This is a genomic window from Kitasatospora sp. NRRL B-11411 (genome assembly GCF_000721345.1).
GTDB lineage: Bacteria > Actinomycetota > Actinomycetes > Streptomycetales > Streptomycetaceae > Kitasatospora > Kitasatospora cineracea.
Map to the genome: position 1 here is coordinate 63,183 of NZ_JOGH01000002.1, position 20,082 is coordinate 83,264.

At 72.3% G+C, this 20,082-nt stretch carries 16 protein-coding genes, 1 tRNA gene and 1 pseudogene; 11 read left to right on the forward strand and 7 right to left on the reverse strand.

All coding sequences use genetic code 11. The features are described 5' to 3' along the window. Positions 1–196: 196 nt before the first annotated feature. Together IH44_RS0101545 and IH44_RS0101550 are read left to right on the forward strand one after the other, a co-directional pair. Positions 197–1,711 (forward strand): LCP family protein, encoded by a 1,515-nt coding sequence (locus tag IH44_RS0101545; protein ID WP_030457513.1) that lies wholly within the window; start codon positions 197–199, stop codon positions 1,709–1,711. 92 nt (positions 1,712–1,803) lie between these two features. Beyond that, the gene (locus IH44_RS0101550; protein ID WP_051816430.1) at positions 1,804–2,421 is read left to right on the forward strand and encodes a hypothetical protein; all 618 of its coding nucleotides are present in this window, start codon (positions 1,804–1,806) and stop codon (positions 2,419–2,421) included. Positions 2,422–2,454: 33 nt separating this feature from the next. Here IH44_RS0101550 and IH44_RS0101555 read toward each other — a convergent pair whose 3' ends face one another. Continuing rightward, complete coding sequence (locus IH44_RS0101555; RefSeq protein ID WP_030457515.1) at positions 2,455–3,000, reverse strand: alpha/beta hydrolase; 546 nt, start codon at positions 2,998–3,000, stop codon at positions 2,455–2,457. Positions 3,001–3,469: 469 nt separating this feature from the next. Here IH44_RS0101555 and IH44_RS0101560 point away from each other — a divergent pair, with 469 nt between their 5' ends. From IH44_RS0101560 to IH44_RS0101585, 6 genes are all read left to right on the forward strand, one after another. Then, positions 3,470–4,732: an ATP-binding protein gene (locus IH44_RS0101560; RefSeq protein ID WP_030457516.1), complete on the forward strand. Its 1,263-nt coding sequence runs from the start codon at positions 3,470–3,472 to the stop codon at positions 4,730–4,732. Further along, a complete protein-coding gene (locus IH44_RS0101565) occupies positions 4,729–5,130 on the forward strand; it encodes a roadblock/LC7 domain-containing protein (RefSeq protein WP_030457517.1) in 402 nt (133 codons plus the stop codon). The genes IH44_RS0101560 and IH44_RS0101565 overlap by 4 nt, the downstream gene beginning before the upstream one ends. Beyond that, complete coding sequence (locus tag IH44_RS0101570) at positions 5,127–5,507, forward strand: DUF742 domain-containing protein (RefSeq protein ID WP_030457518.1); 381 nt, start codon at positions 5,127–5,129, stop codon at positions 5,505–5,507. The genes IH44_RS0101565 and IH44_RS0101570 overlap by 4 nt, the downstream gene beginning before the upstream one ends. Further along, a complete protein-coding gene (locus IH44_RS0101575) occupies positions 5,482–6,093 on the forward strand; it encodes an ATP/GTP-binding protein (RefSeq protein WP_030457519.1) in 612 nt (203 codons plus the stop codon). The genes IH44_RS0101570 and IH44_RS0101575 overlap by 26 nt, the downstream gene beginning before the upstream one ends. A 15-nt stretch (positions 6,094–6,108) precedes the next feature. Continuing rightward, positions 6,109–7,431 carry a cytochrome P450 gene (locus IH44_RS0101580; RefSeq protein ID WP_030457520.1) on the forward strand — a complete coding sequence of 441 codons (1,323 nt, stop codon included), beginning with the start codon at positions 6,109–6,111 and terminating at the stop codon, positions 7,429–7,431. A 240-nt stretch (positions 7,432–7,671) separates the two neighbouring features. Next, on the forward strand, positions 7,672–8,781 hold the full coding sequence (locus IH44_RS0101585) for a tryptophan dimethylallyltransferase family protein (protein ID WP_232794781.1): 1,110 nt from the start codon (positions 7,672–7,674) through the stop codon (positions 8,779–8,781). 121 nt (positions 8,782–8,902) lie between these two features. Here the strand turns inward: IH44_RS0101585 and IH44_RS0101590 are convergent, their stop codons facing one another. Continuing rightward, positions 8,903–10,192, reverse strand: coding sequence for an NAD(P)/FAD-dependent oxidoreductase (locus tag IH44_RS0101590; protein WP_030457522.1), 1,290 nt, complete (start codon positions 10,190–10,192; stop codon positions 8,903–8,905). Positions 10,193–10,404: 212 nt separating this feature from the next. After that, a tRNA-Gly gene (locus tag IH44_RS0101595) sits at positions 10,405–10,475 on the reverse strand. 449 nt (positions 10,476–10,924) lie between these two features. On the opposite strand from IH44_RS0101595, the gene dcd reads away from it, so the two are divergent. Continuing rightward, positions 10,925–11,500 (forward strand): dCTP deaminase, encoded by a 576-nt coding sequence (gene dcd, locus IH44_RS0101605; RefSeq protein ID WP_030457523.1) that lies wholly within the window; start codon positions 10,925–10,927, stop codon positions 11,498–11,500. Positions 11,501–11,564: 64 nt separating this feature from the next. Here the strand turns inward: dcd and IH44_RS49285 are convergent, their stop codons facing one another. The 4 genes and pseudogenes from IH44_RS49285 to IH44_RS0101625 form a co-directional block, all read right to left on the reverse strand. Next, positions 11,565–12,458 carry a metal-dependent hydrolase gene (locus tag IH44_RS49285; protein ID WP_030457524.1) on the reverse strand — a complete coding sequence of 298 codons (894 nt, stop codon included), beginning with the start codon at positions 12,456–12,458 and terminating at the stop codon, positions 11,565–11,567. Between the two features lie 70 nt (positions 12,459–12,528). After that, positions 12,529–13,488 carry a Yip1 family protein gene (locus IH44_RS40450; protein ID WP_035953550.1) on the reverse strand — a complete coding sequence of 320 codons (960 nt, stop codon included), beginning with the start codon at positions 13,486–13,488 and terminating at the stop codon, positions 12,529–12,531. A 199-nt stretch (positions 13,489–13,687) separates the two neighbouring features. Further along, positions 13,688–14,761 (reverse strand): annotated as a pseudogene (locus IH44_RS0101620) (sugar phosphate nucleotidyltransferase); the annotation flags it as partial. A 358-nt stretch (positions 14,762–15,119) separates the two neighbouring features. After that, the gene (locus IH44_RS0101625; protein ID WP_030457527.1) at positions 15,120–17,333 is read right to left on the reverse strand and encodes a (Fe-S)-binding protein; all 2,214 of its coding nucleotides are present in this window, start codon (positions 17,331–17,333) and stop codon (positions 15,120–15,122) included. A gap of 302 nt (positions 17,334–17,635) precedes the next feature. Between IH44_RS0101625 and dnaK the strand changes: the two genes are divergently transcribed. Together dnaK and grpE are read left to right on the forward strand one after the other, a co-directional pair. Continuing rightward, positions 17,636–19,483, forward strand: a complete 1,848-nt coding sequence (gene dnaK, locus IH44_RS0101630) for a molecular chaperone DnaK (protein ID WP_030457528.1) — start codon at positions 17,636–17,638, stop codon at positions 19,481–19,483. Further along, complete coding sequence (gene grpE, locus IH44_RS0101635) at positions 19,480–20,070, forward strand: nucleotide exchange factor GrpE (RefSeq protein ID WP_030457529.1); 591 nt, start codon at positions 19,480–19,482, stop codon at positions 20,068–20,070. Before dnaK ends, grpE begins: the two co-directional genes overlap by 4 nt. The last annotated feature ends 12 nt before the right edge of the window (positions 20,071–20,082 follow it).

Genomic DNA, 20,082 nt, shown 5'->3' on the forward strand with positions numbered 1-20,082 from the left:
CCCGTCACCGAGTGTGAGAACGCTCGGCCGCCGCCACGATCGGGACTGGGCCGAGCGGGTGGCGGTGCCCCGTCCGGCCGGTCCGCCGGGGGCCGGGCGAGGACGGGTGTGACTTCACCCGTCCGGGTTTGTATGCTTCGCTCGACTTCTACAGCCTTGTAGAAGTTCGGTCGGCGGCAACGGGTGAGGGGGCGTCATGTCCGCACGCAGGGCGAGGACCGGTCACGGCGGCACGCGCGGCCGCGGCCACCGGGTGCGGCGGATCGCGCTGTGGACCACCGCGGGCACCGTCTCGCTGACCGTGCTGGCCGGCGGGCTGCTGTACTACCGGCTCAACGGCAACCTGAGCACCTTCGGCAGCGACGGCCTCAGCAAGGAGCGCCCGGCCGCCGCCAGTGCCGACGCCGAGGGCCGCACCCCCGTCAACCTGCTGCTGATCGGCTCCGACTCCCGTGCGGGCAGCAACAAGGACCTCGGCGGCGGCCAGGACGGCGGCGCCCGCTCGGACACCGCGATCCTGCTGCACGTCTACGCCGACCACAGGCACGCCGTCGGGGTGTCCATCCCGCGCGACTCGCTGGTCGAGGTCCCGCCCTGCATGCTGCCGAACAAGACCTGGACCAAGGACCAGCCCAGCGCCATGTTCAACAGCGCCTTCTCGGTCGGCGACACCGACCAGGGCAACCCGGCCTGCACCCAGAACACCGTGGAGAAGCTCACCGGGCTGCGCATCGACCACACCATGGTGGTCAACTTCCAGGGCTTCGCCGACATGACCACCGCGGTCGGCGGCGTCGACGTCTGCCTGCCCAAGGCCGTCTACGAGGGCGACCTCAACCCCAACCTCGGGCACCGCGGCAAGGAGCTGTTCAAGCAGGGCCACCAGACCATCTCCGGCCAGGCCGCGCTCGACTACGTCCGGATCCGGCACGGCCTCGGCGACGGCTCCGACATCGGCCGCACCAAGCGCCAGCAGGCCTTCCTCTCCTCGCTGATCAAGCAGGTCAAGGCGAAGGGCATGGACCCCACCACGCTGCTGCCGCTGGCCGACGCCGCCACCAAGGCGCTCACCGTGGACGAGGGCCTCGGCTCGGCCGGCAAGCTGGTCGACTTCGCCATGTCGCTCAAGAACCTCGACCTGCACGACATCAAGTTCCTCACCGTCCCCTGGCGCTACCAGGGCGAGCGGGTCGCCCTGCTGCACCCCGACGCCGACCAGCTGTGGGCCGCGCTGAAGGCCGACCGCACCCTGGACGGGCAGGACACCGCCCCGAGCCCCGCCGCCGCCGACCCGAGCCCCGCCGCGCCCACCACCACCGCGCCCGCCAAGGTCGACGGCGCCGGCGTCCGGGTCGCCGTCTACAACGGCACCGAGACCGCCGGGCTGACCACCCGGGCCGCCCAGGCCCTGGAGGGGTCCGGGTTCACCGTCACCGGCCGGGCCAACGCCTCCTCCCGCACCCACCGCAGCACCCTGGTCGAGTACGGGGCCGGCGAGAAGGCCAAGGCCGAGAAGGTCGCCGCGCTCTTCCCCGGCGCCGTCCTGCAGGCCGGCGGCCAGGCCGGGATCTCCCTCACCCTGGGCGCCGACTACGCCGCCGCCGGCGGCACCACCGCCGCCCCGCCGGTGCCCACCGGCCCGCTGCCCACCAGCGTCAGCCAGGCCCGCTCCGCCGACGAGGACGCCTGCGCCGACCTCACCTACGGCTGAGCCCGCGACCGCACCCGCGCACCCGCGCACCCGCACCGACCCCGCCCGCGCCGACCGCCGGGCGCTCCACCACTCACGGGGGGACAGCGGCGATGGACCCGCACACCGGCAGCGGCCCCACCCAGCAGGACCGGGCCGACTTCGAGTACGCCCTCGGCCGGGCCCTGGCCGACCCGGCGGTGCGCGCCGCGCTCGCCGACGACCCCCGGCGGACCGCCCGGCTGCGGACCCTGGCCCGGCAGCACTCCGCCCGGATCCTGGCCGCCGCCGAACCCGAGTACCTGGCCTACCGGCGGCTCCGCGACACCGTCCCCGAACCGCCCGCCCGGACCGCCGACCCGCGCGAGCGGCTCACCGGCTGGCTGGGCGCGCTGGCCCTGATCGTGCCGATCGTCAGCGGCAGCGCCGCCGCCGTGTTCTTCCTGCTCGGCGCCGTCCTCGACCTGTCCCGCCCGCACGCCGGACCGGCCGGGGAACTGCGCGCCGCCGCCTGGACCACCGTCGCCGTCGCGGTGGCCGGCGCGCTGGTCGGACTGCTCGGCCTGCTGCTCACCGCCGCCTGGCGGCGCACCGACCCGGCCGGCGACCCGCAGCACGAGCAGCAGGTCGCGGCCGCCCGCACCGCCTGGCGCAGCACCCTGCTGGAACGCGGCCTGCTGCCGTTCCTGCTCGCCGGCCCGGACGACGGGCCCGGGCCCACCGGACGCTGAACCGGGCTCCTGCGGACCGCCGTTGACGACTGGTCAGCCCGCGGACGGGAGCAGCCGGCCGAGCAGCCGGCGGCCGTCGGGCCAGTCGCCGAGGCCGGAGGCGGCGTTGATGTGGCCGAGCCGGCCGGCCTCGACGAGTTCGGCGCCGAGCGCGGCGGCGGTGGCCCGGGCGTGGTCGAGGGTGGCGTAGGGGTCGTCGGCGCTGGCCACCACGAGGGTGCGGAAGGGCAGCGGGGCGGGGCGCGGGCGGTGGTAGCCGGTGGCCCCGGCGGGGAAGGCGGGGCCGTGCGGGTCGGGGGCGGCGACCAGCAGCGCGCCGACGACGTCCGGGTCGGCGTGGTCGGCGGCCCACTCCACCAGGGTGTTGCAGCCGAGGCTGTGGGCGACGACCAGCTTGGGTCCCGGGGTGCGCCGCAGGGCGGCGTCCAGGTCGGCGACCCAGGCGTCGCGTTCCGGGTCGTCCCAGGAGTCGTGCTCGACCCAGACGGTGCGCGGGTCGGCGGCGTGCCAGCGGTACTGCCAGTGCCCGGGGCCGGAGTTGCCGATTCCCGCGAGGTGCACATACGTGACGGATTCCATGGAGACCTCGTGCTCGGCCGCCCGGGGGCGGTCGGGGGCGGCCCCGGCCCCGCGGCGGGAGGGGCGGATCGTGTGTCCGCACCTTAACGGCAGGTTGCGCGGCGTGGCGTTCTCCGGCCGGTACCGGCCGGACCGCATGGTGGCGCACTTCTTGACGCCGCGTCGGAAAAAACCCGGAACTCGCGCGTTGCTCCCCCGATCGGGGCCCGCCCTGTGATAAACGGCCCGGTGGGAGGCGGTGGAGCGGCCGCGGGGCCGGATCGGACCGGGTACTGACGATCGATCAGGGCGCTGACCTGCGGTTCCAACTCCCCTTGTCCACTTCGCTGCAGACGCATCTTCACGCCGATGTGGACGATCGTTCACCTGTTCGCCCGATGATACGATCATCCCGCTTGGGGGAGCGGCGGGTTCACCCTGCGATGACGGGGATTCAGCAGTCGGCCGCCAGTCGCCTGAAGAGAGTCTTATGACGAAATACACAGCGAACCCATTGCTCTGGGTTCTCTTCCTCGTCCTGGCCGCCGCGATCCTCGTCGTGGTCCGCCAGCGCAAGGCAGCCGCGGCACTCCGACAGGAGATCGACGGGCTCCGGGAGCACTACACCGACCTGGAACACCACTATACGCAGTCGGTCGCCTCCGCTCAGGAACAAGCGGACGAAGCAACCAAAACGGTATTGAAGTCCGCCATGCGGACGCTCCAGGGCCTCGCGGCGGAACAGCAGTTGATCCTCTCCCGGCTGCAGGTCAAGTACGGCGAGTCGGTGATCCTGCAGGACCTCCTGGAGGTCGACCACACCAACTCCCAGTTCGGCCGCCGCGCCCAGTCCATCGCCGTCCTGTGCGGCGGCTGGCTCGGCCGCCACCGCGACGTCGCCTCGGTGTACGACGTGGTGCGCTCCGCGCAGGGCCGCATCCGCCACTACCGCCGGGTGGAGATCCTCTCCCAGGTGGACTTCGGCATCTCCAGCCGCGCGGTGGAGCCGGTCGCCCTGGCGCTGGCCGAGCTGTTCGACAACGCGACCTCGTACTCCAGCCCCGACACCGTGGTGGAGGTCAACATCCGCACCGTGCCCAAGGGCGTGGTGGTCGTGGTGGACGACGCCGGCGTCGGCATGAACGACGAGGAACGGGCCCGCGCGGAGCGGCTGCTGACCACCGACCGGGTCACCGGCGTCGGCGGCCTCGGCAACCCGCCGCAGTTCGGCCTCGCGGTGATCGGCGTGCTCTCCGAGCGCTTCGGCTTCGAGGTCTCGGTGGACTCCTCCTCCCCGTACGGCGGTGTCCGCTCGGTGCTGCTGCTGCCGCACGAGCTGCTCACCAACATGCCGGAGCGGCGCCCCCAGCAGCCCGCCCCCGGCCCCGCCCAGCCCCAGGCACCCGTCCAGGGCCAGGCGCCCGCACCCGTCGCCCGACCGGCGGCGCAGCCGGTCCCGCTGCCCGCCGCCGCGGTCCCTCCCGCGGCGATCGAGTCGTTCGGCTCCACCGACGACGGCCTGCCCATCCGCCGCCGCAAGCGGCCGATGGCGATCGTCCCGACGGCCGAATCCGCCCCCTACGGCGCGCCCGCAGCGCCCGCCGCCCCCGCGTCCCGCTCCGGGGCGCAGACCGCGGCGATGCTGGGGGCTTTCCAGCGCGGCACCAGGTCCGGTCGCGCCACCCAGCGGGACGACGCGAACCAGACGACCAGCACCCGCGGTGCAAGCAGTGAAGGGCATGAGTTCTCGTGAACGACGATCTGTCTTGGATGCTCGACAGCGCGCTGGAGATCCCCGGGGCCCTGCACGCGGTCCTGATCTCCGCCGACGGCCTGCTGATGGCCCGCACCAGGGACATCGACAAGGACAACGCCGACCGGGTGGCCGCCGCGATGAGCGGCGTGCAGTCGCTCAGCCGCTCGCTCGGCTTCTTCTGCGACAACCCGACGCAGCGCTGGCAGCAGACCCTGGTCGAGTTCGACGGCGGCTGGGTGTTCCTGATCTCCGCCGGTGACGGCGCCTACCTGGGCGTCTCCGCGCTGCCGGACGTCGACATGCAGGACATCACCTTCCGGATGCAGCAACTCGTGGGCCAGCTCGGCAAGTTCCTCGCCGCACCGCCCCGCGAGGACCTGGGGGTCCGCCGGTGAGGGGCAGCGGCGAGGACTTCGAGTTCGAGCCCGTGGACTTAGTCCGCGCCTACATCATCACCAAGGGGCGGGAGCTGCCCGACGAGCAGCAGCTGTCCCTGATCACCCTGGTCACCGCCACCCCGGAGGAAGGCCGCCGCCCCACCCGGCTCACCCCGGAGGAGCAGCGCCTGCTGGACATCTGCTCGGCCGGCTACCTCTCGGTCGCCGAGGTGGCGGGTCACACCCGGCTCCCGCTGGGCGTGGTCCGCATCGTCCTGGCCGCGCTCACCGAGAGCGGCCACCTGATGACCCGTCCGCCGGTCCCGAGGGCCCGGAACGCCGACAAGGACCTTCTGGAGGAGGTGCTCAATGGGCTTCACCGCAAGTTCGGATGACCGGGGCGGGCTGACCACCGACGACTACGTCGCCGGAGGTGCCACCCAGACCGCCGTGAAGATCCTGGTCGTCGGACACTTCGCCGTCGGCAAGACCACCTTCATCGGCTCGATCTCCGAGATCGAACCGCTGTCCACCGAAGAGACCATGACCCAGGCCGCCGAGGCCGTCGACGACCTCAAGGGCGTCCGGGGCAAGACCACCACCACGGTCGCCCTGGACTTCGGCCGCCTCACCATCAGCGAACGCGTGGTGCTCTACCTGTTCGGCACCCCCGGGCAGACCCGCTTCGTCCAGATGTGGGAGGACATGGCCCGCGGCGCCCTCGGCGCGCTGATCCTGGTCGACCCCGAACGGCTCGCCGACTCCTTCCCCGTCATCGACCTGATCGAGCAGTACGGGCTGGACTACGCCATCGCCGTCAACCACTTCGACGGAAACCCGGAGCGCGCCGAGCGGGCGCTGCGGGAGGCCCTCGACCTGCTCGACGAAACCCCGGTCGTCACCTGCGACGCGCGCAACGAGAAATCGTCGGCCGCCGCACTCACCACTCTCGTCCGCTATTTGCTGGACCGCGCCAGCTAGGAGCAACACGCAGCCATGGACGCTCAGTCTTCCGCCCCGGTACCCCCGCCCGGGTGCCCGGCCCACGGCGGCCGAGTGCCGCTGTACGGACCGGAGTTCGCCGCCGACCCGCAGTCGTACTACGACTACCTCCGGCACTACGGCCCGACCGCCCCGGTCGAGCTCTCCCCCGGGGTGAACGCCACCCTGGTCACCGAGTACTCGGCCGCCCTGCAACTGCTGCAGGACCCCACCTCCTACCGTCGTGACTCCCGCCGCTGGCGGGAGCTCAACGAGGGCCGGGTCCCGATGGACAGCCCGGTGCTGCCGCTGCTGGTGCACCGCCCGAACGCGCTGTTCTCGGACGGCGCCGAGCACCTGCGGCTGCGTCAGGCCATCACCGACAGCATGGCCCGGATCGACCAGCGCCGGCTGGCCCGCAGCACCCGGCAGGTCTCCGACTTCCTGCTCGCCCAGTTCGGCTACCGCGGCTCCGCGGACCTGCTGAGCGCCTACGCCAAGCAGCTGCCGCTGTTCGTCTTCAACGAGCTGTTCGGCTGCCCCGCCGACATCGGCGACCGGGTGATGTTCGGCATCTCCGGCATGTTCGACGGCGTGAACGCCGAGCAGTCCGCCCAGGTGCTGTTCGGCGCGGTCGGCGAGCTGATCGCGCTCAAGCGCAGCCGGCCCGGCGAGGACGTCACCTCCTGGCTGCTGCAGCACCACGCCAAGCTCTCCGACGAGGAGATGGTCCACCAGCTCTCGCTGCTGCTGGGCGCCGGCGTCGAACCGCTCGGCAACCTGCTCGGCAACACCCTGCACCGGCTGCTCACCCACGACGCCTACGCGCACCAGGGCGGTCTGATCGACGAGGCGATCGACGACACCCTGTGGGAGAACCCGCCGATCTCCAACCTCGGCCCGCACTACCCCGCCGCCGACGGGGAGTTCGCCGGCGAGAAGGTCCAGGCCGGCGACCTGCTGCTGGTCAGCTACGCGGCCGCCAACAGCAGCCCGATCCTGGCCGCCGAGCGCCGCGCCAGCAGCCGGGCCCACCTGGCCTGGAGCGCCGGACCGCACGCCTGCCCGTCCAAGGACCCGGCCCGGCAGATCGCCATGACCGCGCTGGAGAACCTGTTCAACAAGCTGCCGGACATCGAACTCGCCGTCCCGGAGCAGATGTTGAGCTGGCGCCCCGGCCCGTTCAACCGCGCGCTGGTCTCGCTGCCCGTCCGGTTCACCCCGAGCGAGTCGGCCCAGCGCCCGCAGGCCACCGAGTCCGCCAAGCCGGCCCAGGCCGCACAACCCGCCGGAAAGGGTGGACGTTGGAGCCAGTTCCTCAACTGGTTGTCCAAGTGACCTTCACAACACTTGTCTCCCCGTCATTCCGGCATGAACCCTGAAAAACCCGGGTAATCAGCGCGAATGCCCGCGCCATATGCCATGGCGCCGATGACCGGAGAACAGGAGGGTGTCGTGGACCACATATCCCAAGACGCCGCCGAGACCCGCAGCCCGTTCCTCCCAGGGCCCACCGCTCCCGGCGGCCGCCCTCTCCGCACCGACGTCCCCCGGCCACTGGGCCGGGGGACAGCTCTGTTGCCGCCCAGACCGTCCGGACGCACCGTCGGCGGCCACACGGCCCGTCAACTCCTCGACCTGTGCGCCCTGGTGGGCCTGGACGCGGGTGACTCCGCCGCTTACGCCCGCGCCCTGACCGACGCGCTCGGCCCGGTGGTGCACCGGCCGCTCGACCTGCCGCCCGCCGTCCGGACCTTCCTCTCCGACGACCACACCCCCGTCGAGTTCTCGCTCTCGCTGTCCGCCGGCACCGCCCCCTCGCTGCGGATCCTGCTCGAACCGGCCAGCGGCTTCGGCACCCTGGGCGAGAGCGGCCGGCTCGCCCTGCGCGCGGTGCACGAACTGGCCCGCCGCTGGGACATCGCCACCGACCAACTCGACCTGATCCAGGACCTCTTCCTCCCCGACGACCCGCAGGGGAGCTTCGCGCTCTGGATCGCCCTGGAGCTTTCCCCCGGCGGCGTCCCCCGGATGAAGGCCTACCTCAACCCCTCCGCGTCCGGCCCCGACCGGGCCGGCGCCACCGTGCGCGAGGCCCTGCGCCGGCTCGGCCACCACCGGGCGTACGACAGCCTCCCGCCCGCCGACCGGCTGGTCTTCCTCGCCCTCGACCTCGGCGACTGGGACACCCCCCGGCTGAAGCTGTACACCGCCCACCACGAGCTGCGGGCCTCCGCCGTCAGCACGCTCAACCGGATGGCCCACGGCCCCTCGCCCGCCGAGACCGAAGCCTTCCTGCACACCGCCTCCGGGCTGCCGGCCGGCCGCGACGGCGTCTTCGACCGCCGCCCCGTGCTCACCTGCCACGCCTTCACCGACCCGGCGGCGGACCGCCCCAGCGGCTTCACCCTGCACGTCCCGGTCCGCGACTACGCCCGCGACGACCGCGAGGTGCTGGGCCGCGCCGAGACCCTGCTGACCCGGTACGGGATCGACCCCGCCGTGCTCCGCGACTCGTTGGGCGCCCTCACCCCGCGACGGCTGGAGGACGGCGTCGGCCTGATCGCCTACCTGGCCATGGTCCACCAGGAGGGGCGCGCCGCCCGGCTGACCGCCTACCTCTCCTCCGAGGCGTACCAGGTCCGCCCGCCCGGCGGACGGCCGGGCGGACCGCGGCCGGTGCGCTGACCCGCCGCACCGCCGCACCGCCGCTCCCCCGCCGTCCGCCGACGGCCGCAGCTGCCGGAGGAAACCCCGTGACCCCCTGTATCACGGGCATCCCGAGGAACCCTCCGCTGCGGCCCAGGCGCTACGCCTCCGCCAGCTGGCGCAGGTAGCCGTTCACGTCGACCTGGACCGAGGCCCCCGCCGACAGCCCGTACCGGCGGCCGATGCCCTCCAGGTAGCCGTCGACCTCCTTGGCCATCACGTCGGCGCCCGGCAGCAGCGACTCGCCGGTCACCAGCCGCACCACCCAGCGCGCCTGCGCCTCCACCAGCCGGGTGATCGACCCCACCGGGCGGACCAGGCCCAGGAAGTACAGCCCCGGCCGCTCCGGGTCCACCACCCGCCGGTACAGCCGCACCGGGCCCCGCCCGCCCGCCGGGTGGTCCGCCGGCAGGAACGGCATCGTCCAGCCGAAGCCGGTGCAGAACACCAGCGCGTCCGCCTCCTCGGCGCTCCCGTCCGTGAAGCGGACCGTCGACCCGGACAGCTCCGCGATGCCCGGACGGGGCCGGACCGCGCCGTGCCGGATCCGCTGCAGGATCTCGTCCGAGACCGTCACCGGCGACTGGAAGATCCGGTTCGGCGGCTCCGGCAGGCCGTACTCGGTCAGCGGGCCGCGGGCCACCCGCAGCGCCTCCTCGATGAACTCCTGCTGCTCCGGCAGCGACTTGGAGCTGAACCACGGCGCCACCGCGATCATGTCCACCGACATGCCGAACAGCTGCTTGGGCACCACGTGCTGGCCGTTGCGCACCGAGAGCACGGTGCGCTCCGCGTGCCGCGACACGTCCGCCGCGATGTCCACCGCCGACGCCCCCAGGCCCACCACGACCACCCGCTGCCCGGCGAACTCGGCGCCGTCCACGTAGTCCATCGAGTGCAGCACCCGGCCGGTGAACGTCTCCGCCCCCGCCGGCAGCGGGTTCGGCAGCAGCGGCACGTCGTGGTGCCCCGACGCCACCACCACCTGGTCGAAGGTCCGGCTGCTCTCCACCCCCCGCGCGTCCCGGCTCACCACCGTCCATATGCCGTGCGGGTCCTGACGTATCGACACCACCTCGGTGCGGAACTCGATGTACGGCAGCAGCCCCGCCCACTCGGCGAACTCCCGCAGGTACACCGCCATGTCCCGGTGGCTCGGGTACAGCGGCATCTCCTCCCCCATCGGGAAGGACTCGAAGCCGGTCAGCTGCTTCGCACTGTTCAGGTGCAGCGCCCGGTACGCCGGCCCCGGCTCCCCCGCCGACGGCCGCCGCCAGATCCCGCCCACCCCGGGCGACTTCTCCAGGCAGACGAAGTCCAGCCCGCGCTCGCGCAGCGCGTACGCCGCCGCCAGCCCCGACAGCCCCGCCCCGATCACACAGACACCCACCGCGACCTCCAGGAATCGCTCAGCCGTTAACTCGCCGCTCCCCGAACAATCTTGACCCTCCAGCATAAGCAGCCCCCGCACCACCCCCGAGACCCACGAGCCCCGCCGCCCGCACCCACCGACCACCGCCCGCCGCCCGCACCCACCGCCCGCCGTCCGCCTTACGGAAACGACGAAAGCCCCCGGGCCGGTGGCCTGGGGGCTCTCTGCGGAGCGGGCGACGAGAATCGAACTCGCGCTCTAAGCTTGGGAAGCTCATGTTCTACCATTAAACTACGCCCGCAGCTGACGGCCCGTCAGTGACGGCCCGATCAAGGACCACTGTACCCCATGGCGCCGGGCAGTGAGCGCAGGGTTTCCGCGGCGGCGAGCCTGGGCGGAGGGTGTCCGGTAGATCCCCTAATGTGACGCTGTCGGCGGAAGCGTGGGAAGGGGACCGATGGAGCAGCGCACCGTGGTTCGTTGTGCCGAGGGGCACGTGTTCAGTACGGCGGCGTTTCCGATGCAGCACTTGCAGGAGGGCCGGCTGGGCCCGGGGCGGCTGTTGCGGTGCCCCCGGTGCGGGCGGTTGCGGAGCTCGGTGCCGGCGGACGTCTCGGAGCTGTCGGCGGACGAGCTGGCCCGCGGGCTGCGGCTGGTGGCGGCGGAGTCGCTGGCGTAGCGGGTGGGCCGGAGCGGTCCACGGGGCGGGCGCTTTTGGGCGCCCGCCCCGTGGCACGTACCCTCGGGGGCGTGCTGCTCTCCGACAACGACATCCGTGCCGAGATCGACAAGGGGCGGGTCGTGATCGACCCGTTCGAGCCGTCGATGGTCCAGCCGTCGAGTATCGACGTCCGACTGGACCGCTTCTTCCGGGTCTTCGAGAACCACCGCTACCCGCACATCGACCCCTCCGAGGAGCAGCCCGACCTGACCCGGCTGGTCGAGCCGGAGAACGACGACGCGTTCATCCTGCACCCGGGCGAGTTCGTGCTGGCCTCCACCTACGAGGTGATCACGCTGCCGGACGACGTGGCCTCCCGGCTGGAGGGCAAGTCGAGCCTCGGCCGGCTCGGCCTGCTGACGCACTCGACGGCGGGCTTCATCGACCCGGGCTTCAGCGGGCACGTGACGCTGGAGCTGTCGAACGTGGCGACGCTGCCGATCAAGCTGTACCCGGGGATGAAGATCGGGCAGCTGTGCCTGTTCCGGCTGTCCTCCCCGGCCGAGCACCCGTACGGCTCGGAGCGCTACGGCTCGCGCTACCAGGGCCAGCGCGGCCCGACGCCGTCCCGCTCCTACCTGAACTTCCACCGCACCGAGGTCTGATCGGGGCGCACGCGGCGAGGGCCGGTCCCGGCGGACGGGGCCGGCCCTCGCCGCGTGCGCGCGCTCAGGCGCGGGCGGGGGTGGTGACGGCGACGAGTTCGGTGCCGTCCGCGGAGAGGGTCAGCTCGGCGCGCAGGGCGGTGAGCCGGCCGAGGCGGTGCAGGTGGGTGCCGCCGCAGGCGATGGCGGCGGGGCCCTCGGGGAGTTCGGCGTGCCAGCGGCGGCGGGCGGTGAGCTCGGGGCCGGGGGTGTCGATGCCGATCGGGGCGTCGGCGGCGACCCAGGCGGCCAGCCGGGCGTTGACGTCCGCGGTGAGGGCGGGGAGGGCGTCGGCGAGTGCCGGGAGGGTGTCGGTGGCGTCGACGGTGAAGCCCTTCTTCTTCAGCGACTTGCCGATCCGGTAGGTGTCGGTGCTGGCGGCGGTGTCCATCACCGAGCTGTCCATGGCGAGGCTGTCGAAGTCGGGGTGGCCGAGGGCGTCGGCGCGGCCCGGGTCCTTGCGCCAGCGGTCGGCGAGCGCACCGTTCAGGGCGAGGGCCAGCAGGTGGCAGCCGGTGTGCGCGGCCGACAGGCCGGCCCGGCGCTCGGCGTCGACGGCGAGCGCCGCGGTGCGCCCGACCGCCTCGGGCCCGAGCGCGCCGCCGGGCAGCACGTGCAGCACCAGCCAGGACCACTCCTCGTCGCCGCGCCGGACCGGGATGTCGGCGCCGACCGCGAACTCCCCGCCGGGCCCGGCCGCGCCGGTCAGGCAGTCGACCACGGGGTGGACGGTGCCGTCGACGGCGAGGGTGCCGAGGTCGGCGGGCTGGTCGGGCCAGGTGTGGTCGACCGGGTGGAACGGGGTCGCCGCGGTGACCACCGCGGTGCGGCCGTCCGGCAGGTCGTGCACGGCGAGGACCGGCGACTCGCCGGTCACCTCCCCGGCCGGAAAGCTGACGTGGGTGGTGGGCAGGCTCATGCGCGGGCTCCGGACGGGAAGTGAGGGTGGGCCGAACACCCCACCCTACAAAGCCGGACGGCCGCTCCGGTCAGCCCAGGGTGGGCAGTTTGATCAGCACCAGCAGCGCCAGCAGCTGCACCGCGGCGGCGCCGGCCGCCTTGCCCCAGGGCAGGTCGTGGATCCGCCGCACCATGACGGTCAGCAGCACCGCGCAGCCCACCCAGGTCGCCCAGCCGACCGCCTGCACCACGGGGTTGCCGATCGGCAGGAAGAGCGCGAGCAGCAGCCGCGGGGCGTCGGTGGTCCAGCTGATCAGCGCGGCCAGGCCGACCGTGGACTGCCAGGGGCCGTCGCCGCCGAACTGCCGGGCCAGCACGTAGGTGACCGCGGAGAGCACCCCGCCGGCCAGCGTGAAGCCGAGCGCGGCGCCGCCGATCGCCCACAGGGCGACCGCGAAGGCGGAGTGCACCACCTGGTCGTAGGTGGCGTCGAGGGCGAACACCGCGAGCACGCCGTACAGCAGCGACACGCACAGCGCGGGCAGCCACACCTGGTGGTCGCGCATCCGGTCGAAGGTGGCGCTCGGGCTGCGGTACATCCCGACCAGCAGCTGCCGCCAGGGCAGCCGGGGCCCGCCCGCGTGCGGCGCGGCCTGGCCGCCGGCCCGGTAGACCGCCACGTTGTCGGCCGGCCCGGGGGCCTGGCCGTAGCCGTCCTGGCCGTAGCCGTCCTGGCCCGGCCCGCCGCCGTGGCCCCCGCCGTACCCGTCGTCGTAGCCGTACCCGTAGCCGTCCTGGCCGCCGTACGGGTACGCCGGCTGGTCGCCGTACGGGGCTTCGCCGTAGGGGGCCTCGCCGTAGGGCTGCTCGCCGACCGCGAAGGCCCTGGTGTGGCCCGGCTGGTCGCCCGGGCCGACCGGGCCGGGGTGCGGGGCGGTGAAGTACTCGGGGACCCCGGTGGGCGCGCCCGGGTACGGGTCGCCCTGCGGGGCGCCCCAGCCGTGCCGGGGGTCGGCGCCCCGTCCGTCGTCGTGTCGATTGCCAGCCACGTCTCGACGGTACCCGCAACGGCTGACCCCCCGTCGGGTGATCATGGCGGCGGGGCCGGATTGCAGCCGTCCTGTGACGGTGCGCCCCGGCCCCGCGGAAGGCCGTGCGAAGTGGTGCGGGAGGTCAGCCGACGACGCCGGCGCCGGGCGCGTGCACCGCGGCGGCGTTGCTCAGGCCGGCCTCGCAGCCGCCGGGGCCGGCGGACAGCCGCACGGCGCCGACCGGGAGCCGGGTGCCGCAGGCGATCCGCAGGCCGGGCGGGAGCTCGTTCTCGGCCTCCAGGACGGCGCCGTCGCCGATCACCACGCCGTCCAGCGCGCAGCGCTCACCGATCCCGGCGTAGGCGCCGACGATGGAGTCCTTGACGTACGCGCCGGCCTCGATCCGGGCGCCCGGCAGCACCACGCTGCCCTCGACGATGGCACCGGCCCCGATCCGGGCGCCCTCGGAGACCACGGTGCCGGAGCTCAGCACGGCGGCCGGGTCGACGACCGAGCCGGGCAGCAGCAGCGCCTCGCCGGTGGGGCCGGGGACGGCCGGGGAGTCGACCTTGCCGAGCACCAGGTCGGCCGAGCCGCGGACGAACGCGCCGGGGGTGCCCAGGTCGAGCCAGTACGAGGTGTCGACGACGCCGCGCAGCAGCGCGCCGGTGGCCAGCAGCTCGGGGAAGGTCTCGCGCTCGACCGAGACCTCGCGGCCGGCCGGGATCCGGTCGATCACCGAGCGGGTGAATACGTAGCAGCCCGCGTTGATCTGGTCGGTGACGATCTGCTCGGGGGTCTCGGGCTTCTCCAGGAAGGCCAGCACCCGCCCGTCCGGGTCGGTCGGGACGAGGCCGAAGGCGCGCGGGTCGGCCACCCGGGTGAGGTGCAGGGTGACGTCGGCGCCGGAGGCGCTGTGCCCGTCGCGCAGGGCGGCGATGTCCAGGCCGGACAGGATGTCGCCGTTGAAGACCAGCACCGGCTCGTCCGGGCCGCAGGTCAGGCCGGAGGCGGCGTTGCGGATCGCGCCGCCGGTGCCCAGCGGCTCCTCCTCGGTGAGGTAGACCAGCTCGATGCCGTAGGGGCTGCCGTCCTGGAAGTGGTCGACGAAGACCTCGGCGAGGTACGAGGTGGCGAGCACCACCCGGGTGACGCCGGCCGCGGCGGCCCGGGCGAGCTGGTGCGCGATGAACGGGACCCCCGCCACGGGCAGCATGGGTTTCGGCGTGTGGGTGGTCAGCGGACGGAGGCGGGTGCCCTTGCCTCCGACCAGCATGATCGCCTGGGTCATGGTGTTGTCTCCCGTAGTCGAATCCGGCGGCCCGGCACGACAGGGTCCGGTGCGCTCGCTCGATGAACTGGCCGGGGCAGCGTGCCATGGCCTCCGACGGAACCGGCCCTTCCCGTGGTTCCGCCGCACACTCTATTTGCTCGAATATCGTCCCCGTACCACCACCCCGGTCGAGCAGGCGTGCGACCCGGCGCGCCGGTGCCGCGGCGGCGTCCGGCGCCGTGCCCCGGCCGCCCGGCCCGGCGGGCGGCAGTGGGCCGATCTGCCCGGATACGTCTCCCGATCCGGGCCCGGACGCGCCCGGACCCCGGAGCCGCGGCGGGCGTCCGGGGTCCGGGATCCGGGGTGCGCGGGGGCGTCAGGCGTCCACCGGCTCCGCGTCGGCGGCGGGGAGGGCCTTGACCGACTCCAGCAGCAGCTGGGCCACGTCGACGACCTTCAGGTGCTCCTTGGCCGCGCCCTCGTTCTTCTTGCCGTTGACCGAGTCGGAGAGCATCACCAGGCAGAACGGGCAGGCGGTGGAGACGATGTCCGGGTTGAGGGAGAGCGCCTCGTCCACCCGCTCGGTGTTGATCCGCTTGCCGATCCGCTCCTCCATCCACATCCGGGCGCCGCCGGCGCCGCAGCAGAAGCCGCGCTCCTTGTGGCGGTGCATCTCCTCGTTGCGCAGGCCGGGCACCTTGCCGATGATCTCGCGCGGCGGGGTGTAGACCTTGTTGTGCCGGCCGAGGTAGCACGGGTCGTGGTAGGTGATCAGGCCCTCCACCGGGTTCACCGGCAGCAGCTTGCCCTCGTCGATCAGGTGCTGCAGCAGCTGGGTGTGGTGGATGACCTCGAAGTGGCCGCCGAGCTGCGGGTACTCGTTGGCGATGGTGTTGAAGCAGTGCGGGCAGGTGGCGACGATCCGCTTGGTCGGCGCGTCCTCCAGCGCGGCGTTCAGGGTCTCGACGTTCTGCGCGCCGAGCATCTGGAACAGGAACTCGTTGCCCAGGCGGCGCGGGGAGTCACCGGTGCAGGTCTCCTCCTTGCCGAGGATCGCGAACTTCACGCCCGCGGTGTGCAGCAGTTCGGCGAAGGCCTTGGTGGTCTTCTTGGCCCGGTCCTCCAGGGCGCCCGCGCAGCCGACCCAGTACAGGTACTCGACCTCGGCGGGGTCGATGTCCTCGCCGATCACCGGTACCTCGATGCCGGTCTCCTTCTTCAGCTCCTTGACCCAGTCCAGGCGCGCCTTGGTGGCCAGGCCCCACGGGTTGCCCTTGTTCTCCAGGTTCTTGAGCATCGTCCCGGCCTCGGTCGGGAAGCTGCTCTCGATCATCACCTGGTAGCGGCGCATGTCGACGATGTGGTCGATGTGCTCGATGTCGACCGGGCACTGCTCGACGCAGGCGCCGCAGGTGGTGCAGGACCACAGCACGTCCGGGTCGATGACGCCGTTCTCTTCCGCGGTGCCGATCAGCGGGCGCTCGGCCTCGGCCAGCGCGGCGGCGGGGACGTCCTTGAGCTGCTCGGCCGTCGCCTTCTCCTCGCCCTCCATGTCCTTGCCACCGCCTGCGAGCAGGTACGGGGCCTTGGCGAAGGCGTGCTCGCGCAGGCTCATGATCAGCAGCTTGGGCGACAGCGGCTTGCCGGTGTTCCAGGCCGGGCACTGCGACTGGCAGCGGCCGCACTCGGTGCAGGTGGAGAAGTCGAGGATGCCCTTCCAGGAGAAGTGCTCGACCTGGGAGACGCCGAACACGGCGTCGTCCGCCGGGTCCTCGAAGTCGATCGGGGCGCCGTTGCTGGTCATCGGGCGCAGCGCGCCGAGCGCGGTGGCGCCGTCCTCCTCGCGCTTGAAGTAGATGTTGAAGAACGCCAGGAAGCGGTGCCAGGCGACGCCCATCGAGGGGTTGACGCCGATGGTGATCGCCCAGGCGAAGGAGATGCAGATCTTCAGCATGGCGAACAGGTAGACCAGGTTCACCAGGGTGCCGTGCGCGGTGCCGTGGAAGGCGGCCGCGATCGGGTACGAGACCAGGTAGGCCGGGTCGTAGGAGTCGAGGCCCTCCAGGGCGCCCTCCAGGCCGCGCAGCATCATGATGCACAGGCCGATGCCGAGGATCGTGTACTCGACGTAGAACGCCTGCCAGGCGATCGAGCCGGCGAACCGGGACTTGCGGCCGGCCCGGGAGGGCAGGCTGAGCAGGCGGATCGCCATCAGGACCAGGATGCCCAGGGTGGTCAGGGTGCCGATCAGCTCGACGAAGATGTTCCACGGCAGCCAGTGGCCGATCACCGGGAGCGCGAACTCGGCGTCGAAGAGCTGCCCGAAGGCGTTCACCAGGGTGAGCACCAGCGAGAAGAAGCCGACCGCGACGAACCAGTGGGCGACGCCGACGACGCCCCAGCGGTTCATCCGGGTGTGGCCCAGGAACTCCTTGGCCACGGTGGCCACCCGCTGCGCGGGTTGGCCGAAGCGGGTGCCGTCGGCGGAGCCGGTGCGCACCACCTTGTAGATGTACAGCGCCGCACGGGCGGCGAGCGCGGTGCCGATCACGAAGGTGACCAGCGAGATGACGATCGCTGCTAGCTGCATCGGCTCTCCGTCTCCAGCGGCTTGTTCCCAGTGGTACCAGTCCTCCACAGAGTGTACTGGTCGGTAACTTGGAGGGCTGACCCGCCGGACATTACCGCGCGTTAACACCCCACCAGAAGATGTTCAAGGTATGGCGGCAGTCACTAAGTCCAGACTCACCCGCCCGGACCAGCCCACCCGCCCGGCGCGACATAAGCGCTCAGTAAAGTTGAGCGACACGGACTCAAAGCTGTTGACGCCGCCGGATCGGTCGTGCATCCTTGAGCCCGTACTGCTCAACTTCTTCCCCGGAGGTATTCACGATGGCACGCGCGGTCGGCATCGACCTCGGTACGACGAACTCCGTCGTCAGTGTTCTTGAGGGCGGTGAGCCCACGGTCATCACCAACGCCGAGGGCGCTCGGACCACGCCGTCCGTCGTCGCCTTCGCCAAGAACGGCGAGGTGCTCGTCGGCGAGGTCGCCAAGCGCCAGGCGGTCACCAACGTCGACCGGACCATCCGGTCGGTCAAGCGCCACATGGGCACCGACTGGAAGATCGGCATCGACGGCAAGGACTTCACGCCGCAGCAGATCTCCGCCTTCGTCCTGCAGAAGCTCAAGCGGGACGCCGAGGCCTACCTGGGCGAGACGGTCACCGACGCGGTGATCACCGTCCCGGCGTACTTCAACGACTCCGAGCGCCAGGCCACCAAGGAGGCCGGCGAGATCGCGGGCCTGAACGTCCTGCGCATCGTCAACGAGCCGACCGCGGCCGCCCTGGCCTACGGCCTGGACAAGGACGACCAGACCATCCTGGTCTTCGACCTCGGCGGCGGCACCTTCGACGTGTCGCTGCTGGAGATCGGCGACGGCGTGGTCGAGGTCAAGGCCACCAACGGCGACAACCACCTCGGCGGCGACGACTGGGACCAGCGGGTCGTCGACCACCTGGTGAAGGTCTTCCAGTCCGGCCACGGCGTCGACCTGTCCAAGGACAAGATGGCCGTCCAGCGCCTGCGCGAGGCCGCCGAGAAGGCCAAGATCGAGCTGTCCTCGTCCTCCGAGACCTCGATCAACCTGCCCTACATCACGGCCTCCGCCGAGGGCCCGCTGCACCTGGACGAGAAGCTCACCCGCTCCCAGTTCCAGCAGCTCACCTCGGACCTGCTGGACCGCTGCAAGGTCCCGTTCCACAACGTGATCAAGGACGCCGGCATCCAGCTGTCCGAGATCGACCACGTGGTCCTGGTCGGCGGCTCGACCCGCATGCCGGCCGTCGCCGAGCTCGTCAAGGAGCTGACCGGCGGCAAGGACGCCAACAAGGGCGTCAACCCGGACGAGGTCGTCGCCATCGGCGCCTCCCTGCAGGCCGGCGTGCTCAAGGGCGAGGTCAAGGACGTCCTGCTGCTCGACGTCACCCCGCTGTCCCTCGGCATCGAGACCAAGGGCGGCATCATGACCAAGCTGATCGAGCGCAACACCACGATCCCGACCAAGCGCTCCGAGATCTTCACCACCGCCGAGGACAACCAGCCCTCCGTGCAGATCCAGGTCTACCAGGGCGAGCGCGAGATCGCGGCGTACAACAAGAAGCTCGGCATGTTCGAGCTGACCGGCCTGCCGCCGGCGCCCCGCGGCCTGCCGCAGATCGAGGTCACCTTCGACATCGACGCCAACGGCATCATGCACGTGGCCGCGAAGGACCTCGGCACCGGCAAGGAGCAGAAGATGACCGTCACCGGCGGCTCCTCGCTGCCGAAGGACGAGGTCAACCGCATGCGCGAGGAGGCCGAGCGCTACGCGGAGGAGGACACCAAGCGCCGCGAGGCCGTCGAGACCCGCAACCAGGGCGAGCAGCTCGTCTACTCGACCGAGAAGTTCATCGCGGACAACGCGGACAAGCTCCCGGCCGACGTCAAGACCGAGGTCGAGACCGCCATCGGCGAGCTCAAGGAGACCCTCAAGGGCGAGGACATCGCGGCCATCCGCACCGCCACCGAGAAGGTCTCCACCACCGCCCAGAAGCTCGGCGCGGCGCTGTACGCGCAGGCCGACGGCGCGGGCGCGGCGGCCGGTGCGGCCGGTGCCGGCGAGGCGGGCGCCAAGGACGACGACGTGGTCGACGCCGAGATCGTCGACGACGAGAAGCCCAAGGGCGGTGCGGCATGACGGAGAAGCCGCAGGGCGAGCAGCCCGGCGACGACTCCGCCGCCGAGGAGGCAGTGCTCAAGGCAGCCGAGGAGGCCGTCGCGGGCGCCGGTGCCGACGAGCTGGCCGCCGCCAAGCGCGAGGCCGGCGAGCGCACCGCCGACCTGCAGCGGCTCCAGGCCGAGTACCAGAACTACCGCAAGCGGGTCGAGCGCGACCGCTCCACCGTTCGCGAGATCGCCGTCTCCAACATCCTGGAGTCGCTGGTCCCGGTGCTGGACGACATCGGCCGGGCCCGCGAGCACGGCGAGGTGACGGGCGGCTTCAAGTCGGTCGCCGAGTCGCTGGAGACGGTCGTCGCCAAGCTCGGGCTGCAGCAGTTCGGCAAGGAGGGCGAGCCCTTCGACCCGACGATCCACGAGGCGCTGATGCACAGCTACTCGTCGGACGTGACGGAGGACACCTGCGTGCAGATCCTCCAGCCCGGGTACCGGATCGGCGAGCGGATCATCCGCCCGGCGATGGTCGCGGTCGCGGAGCCCCAGCCGGGCACCCAGACCACCGGCGAGCCGGACGGCGACAAGGCTGACGGTTCGTCCGACAGCTGAGTAGAGTCCCCG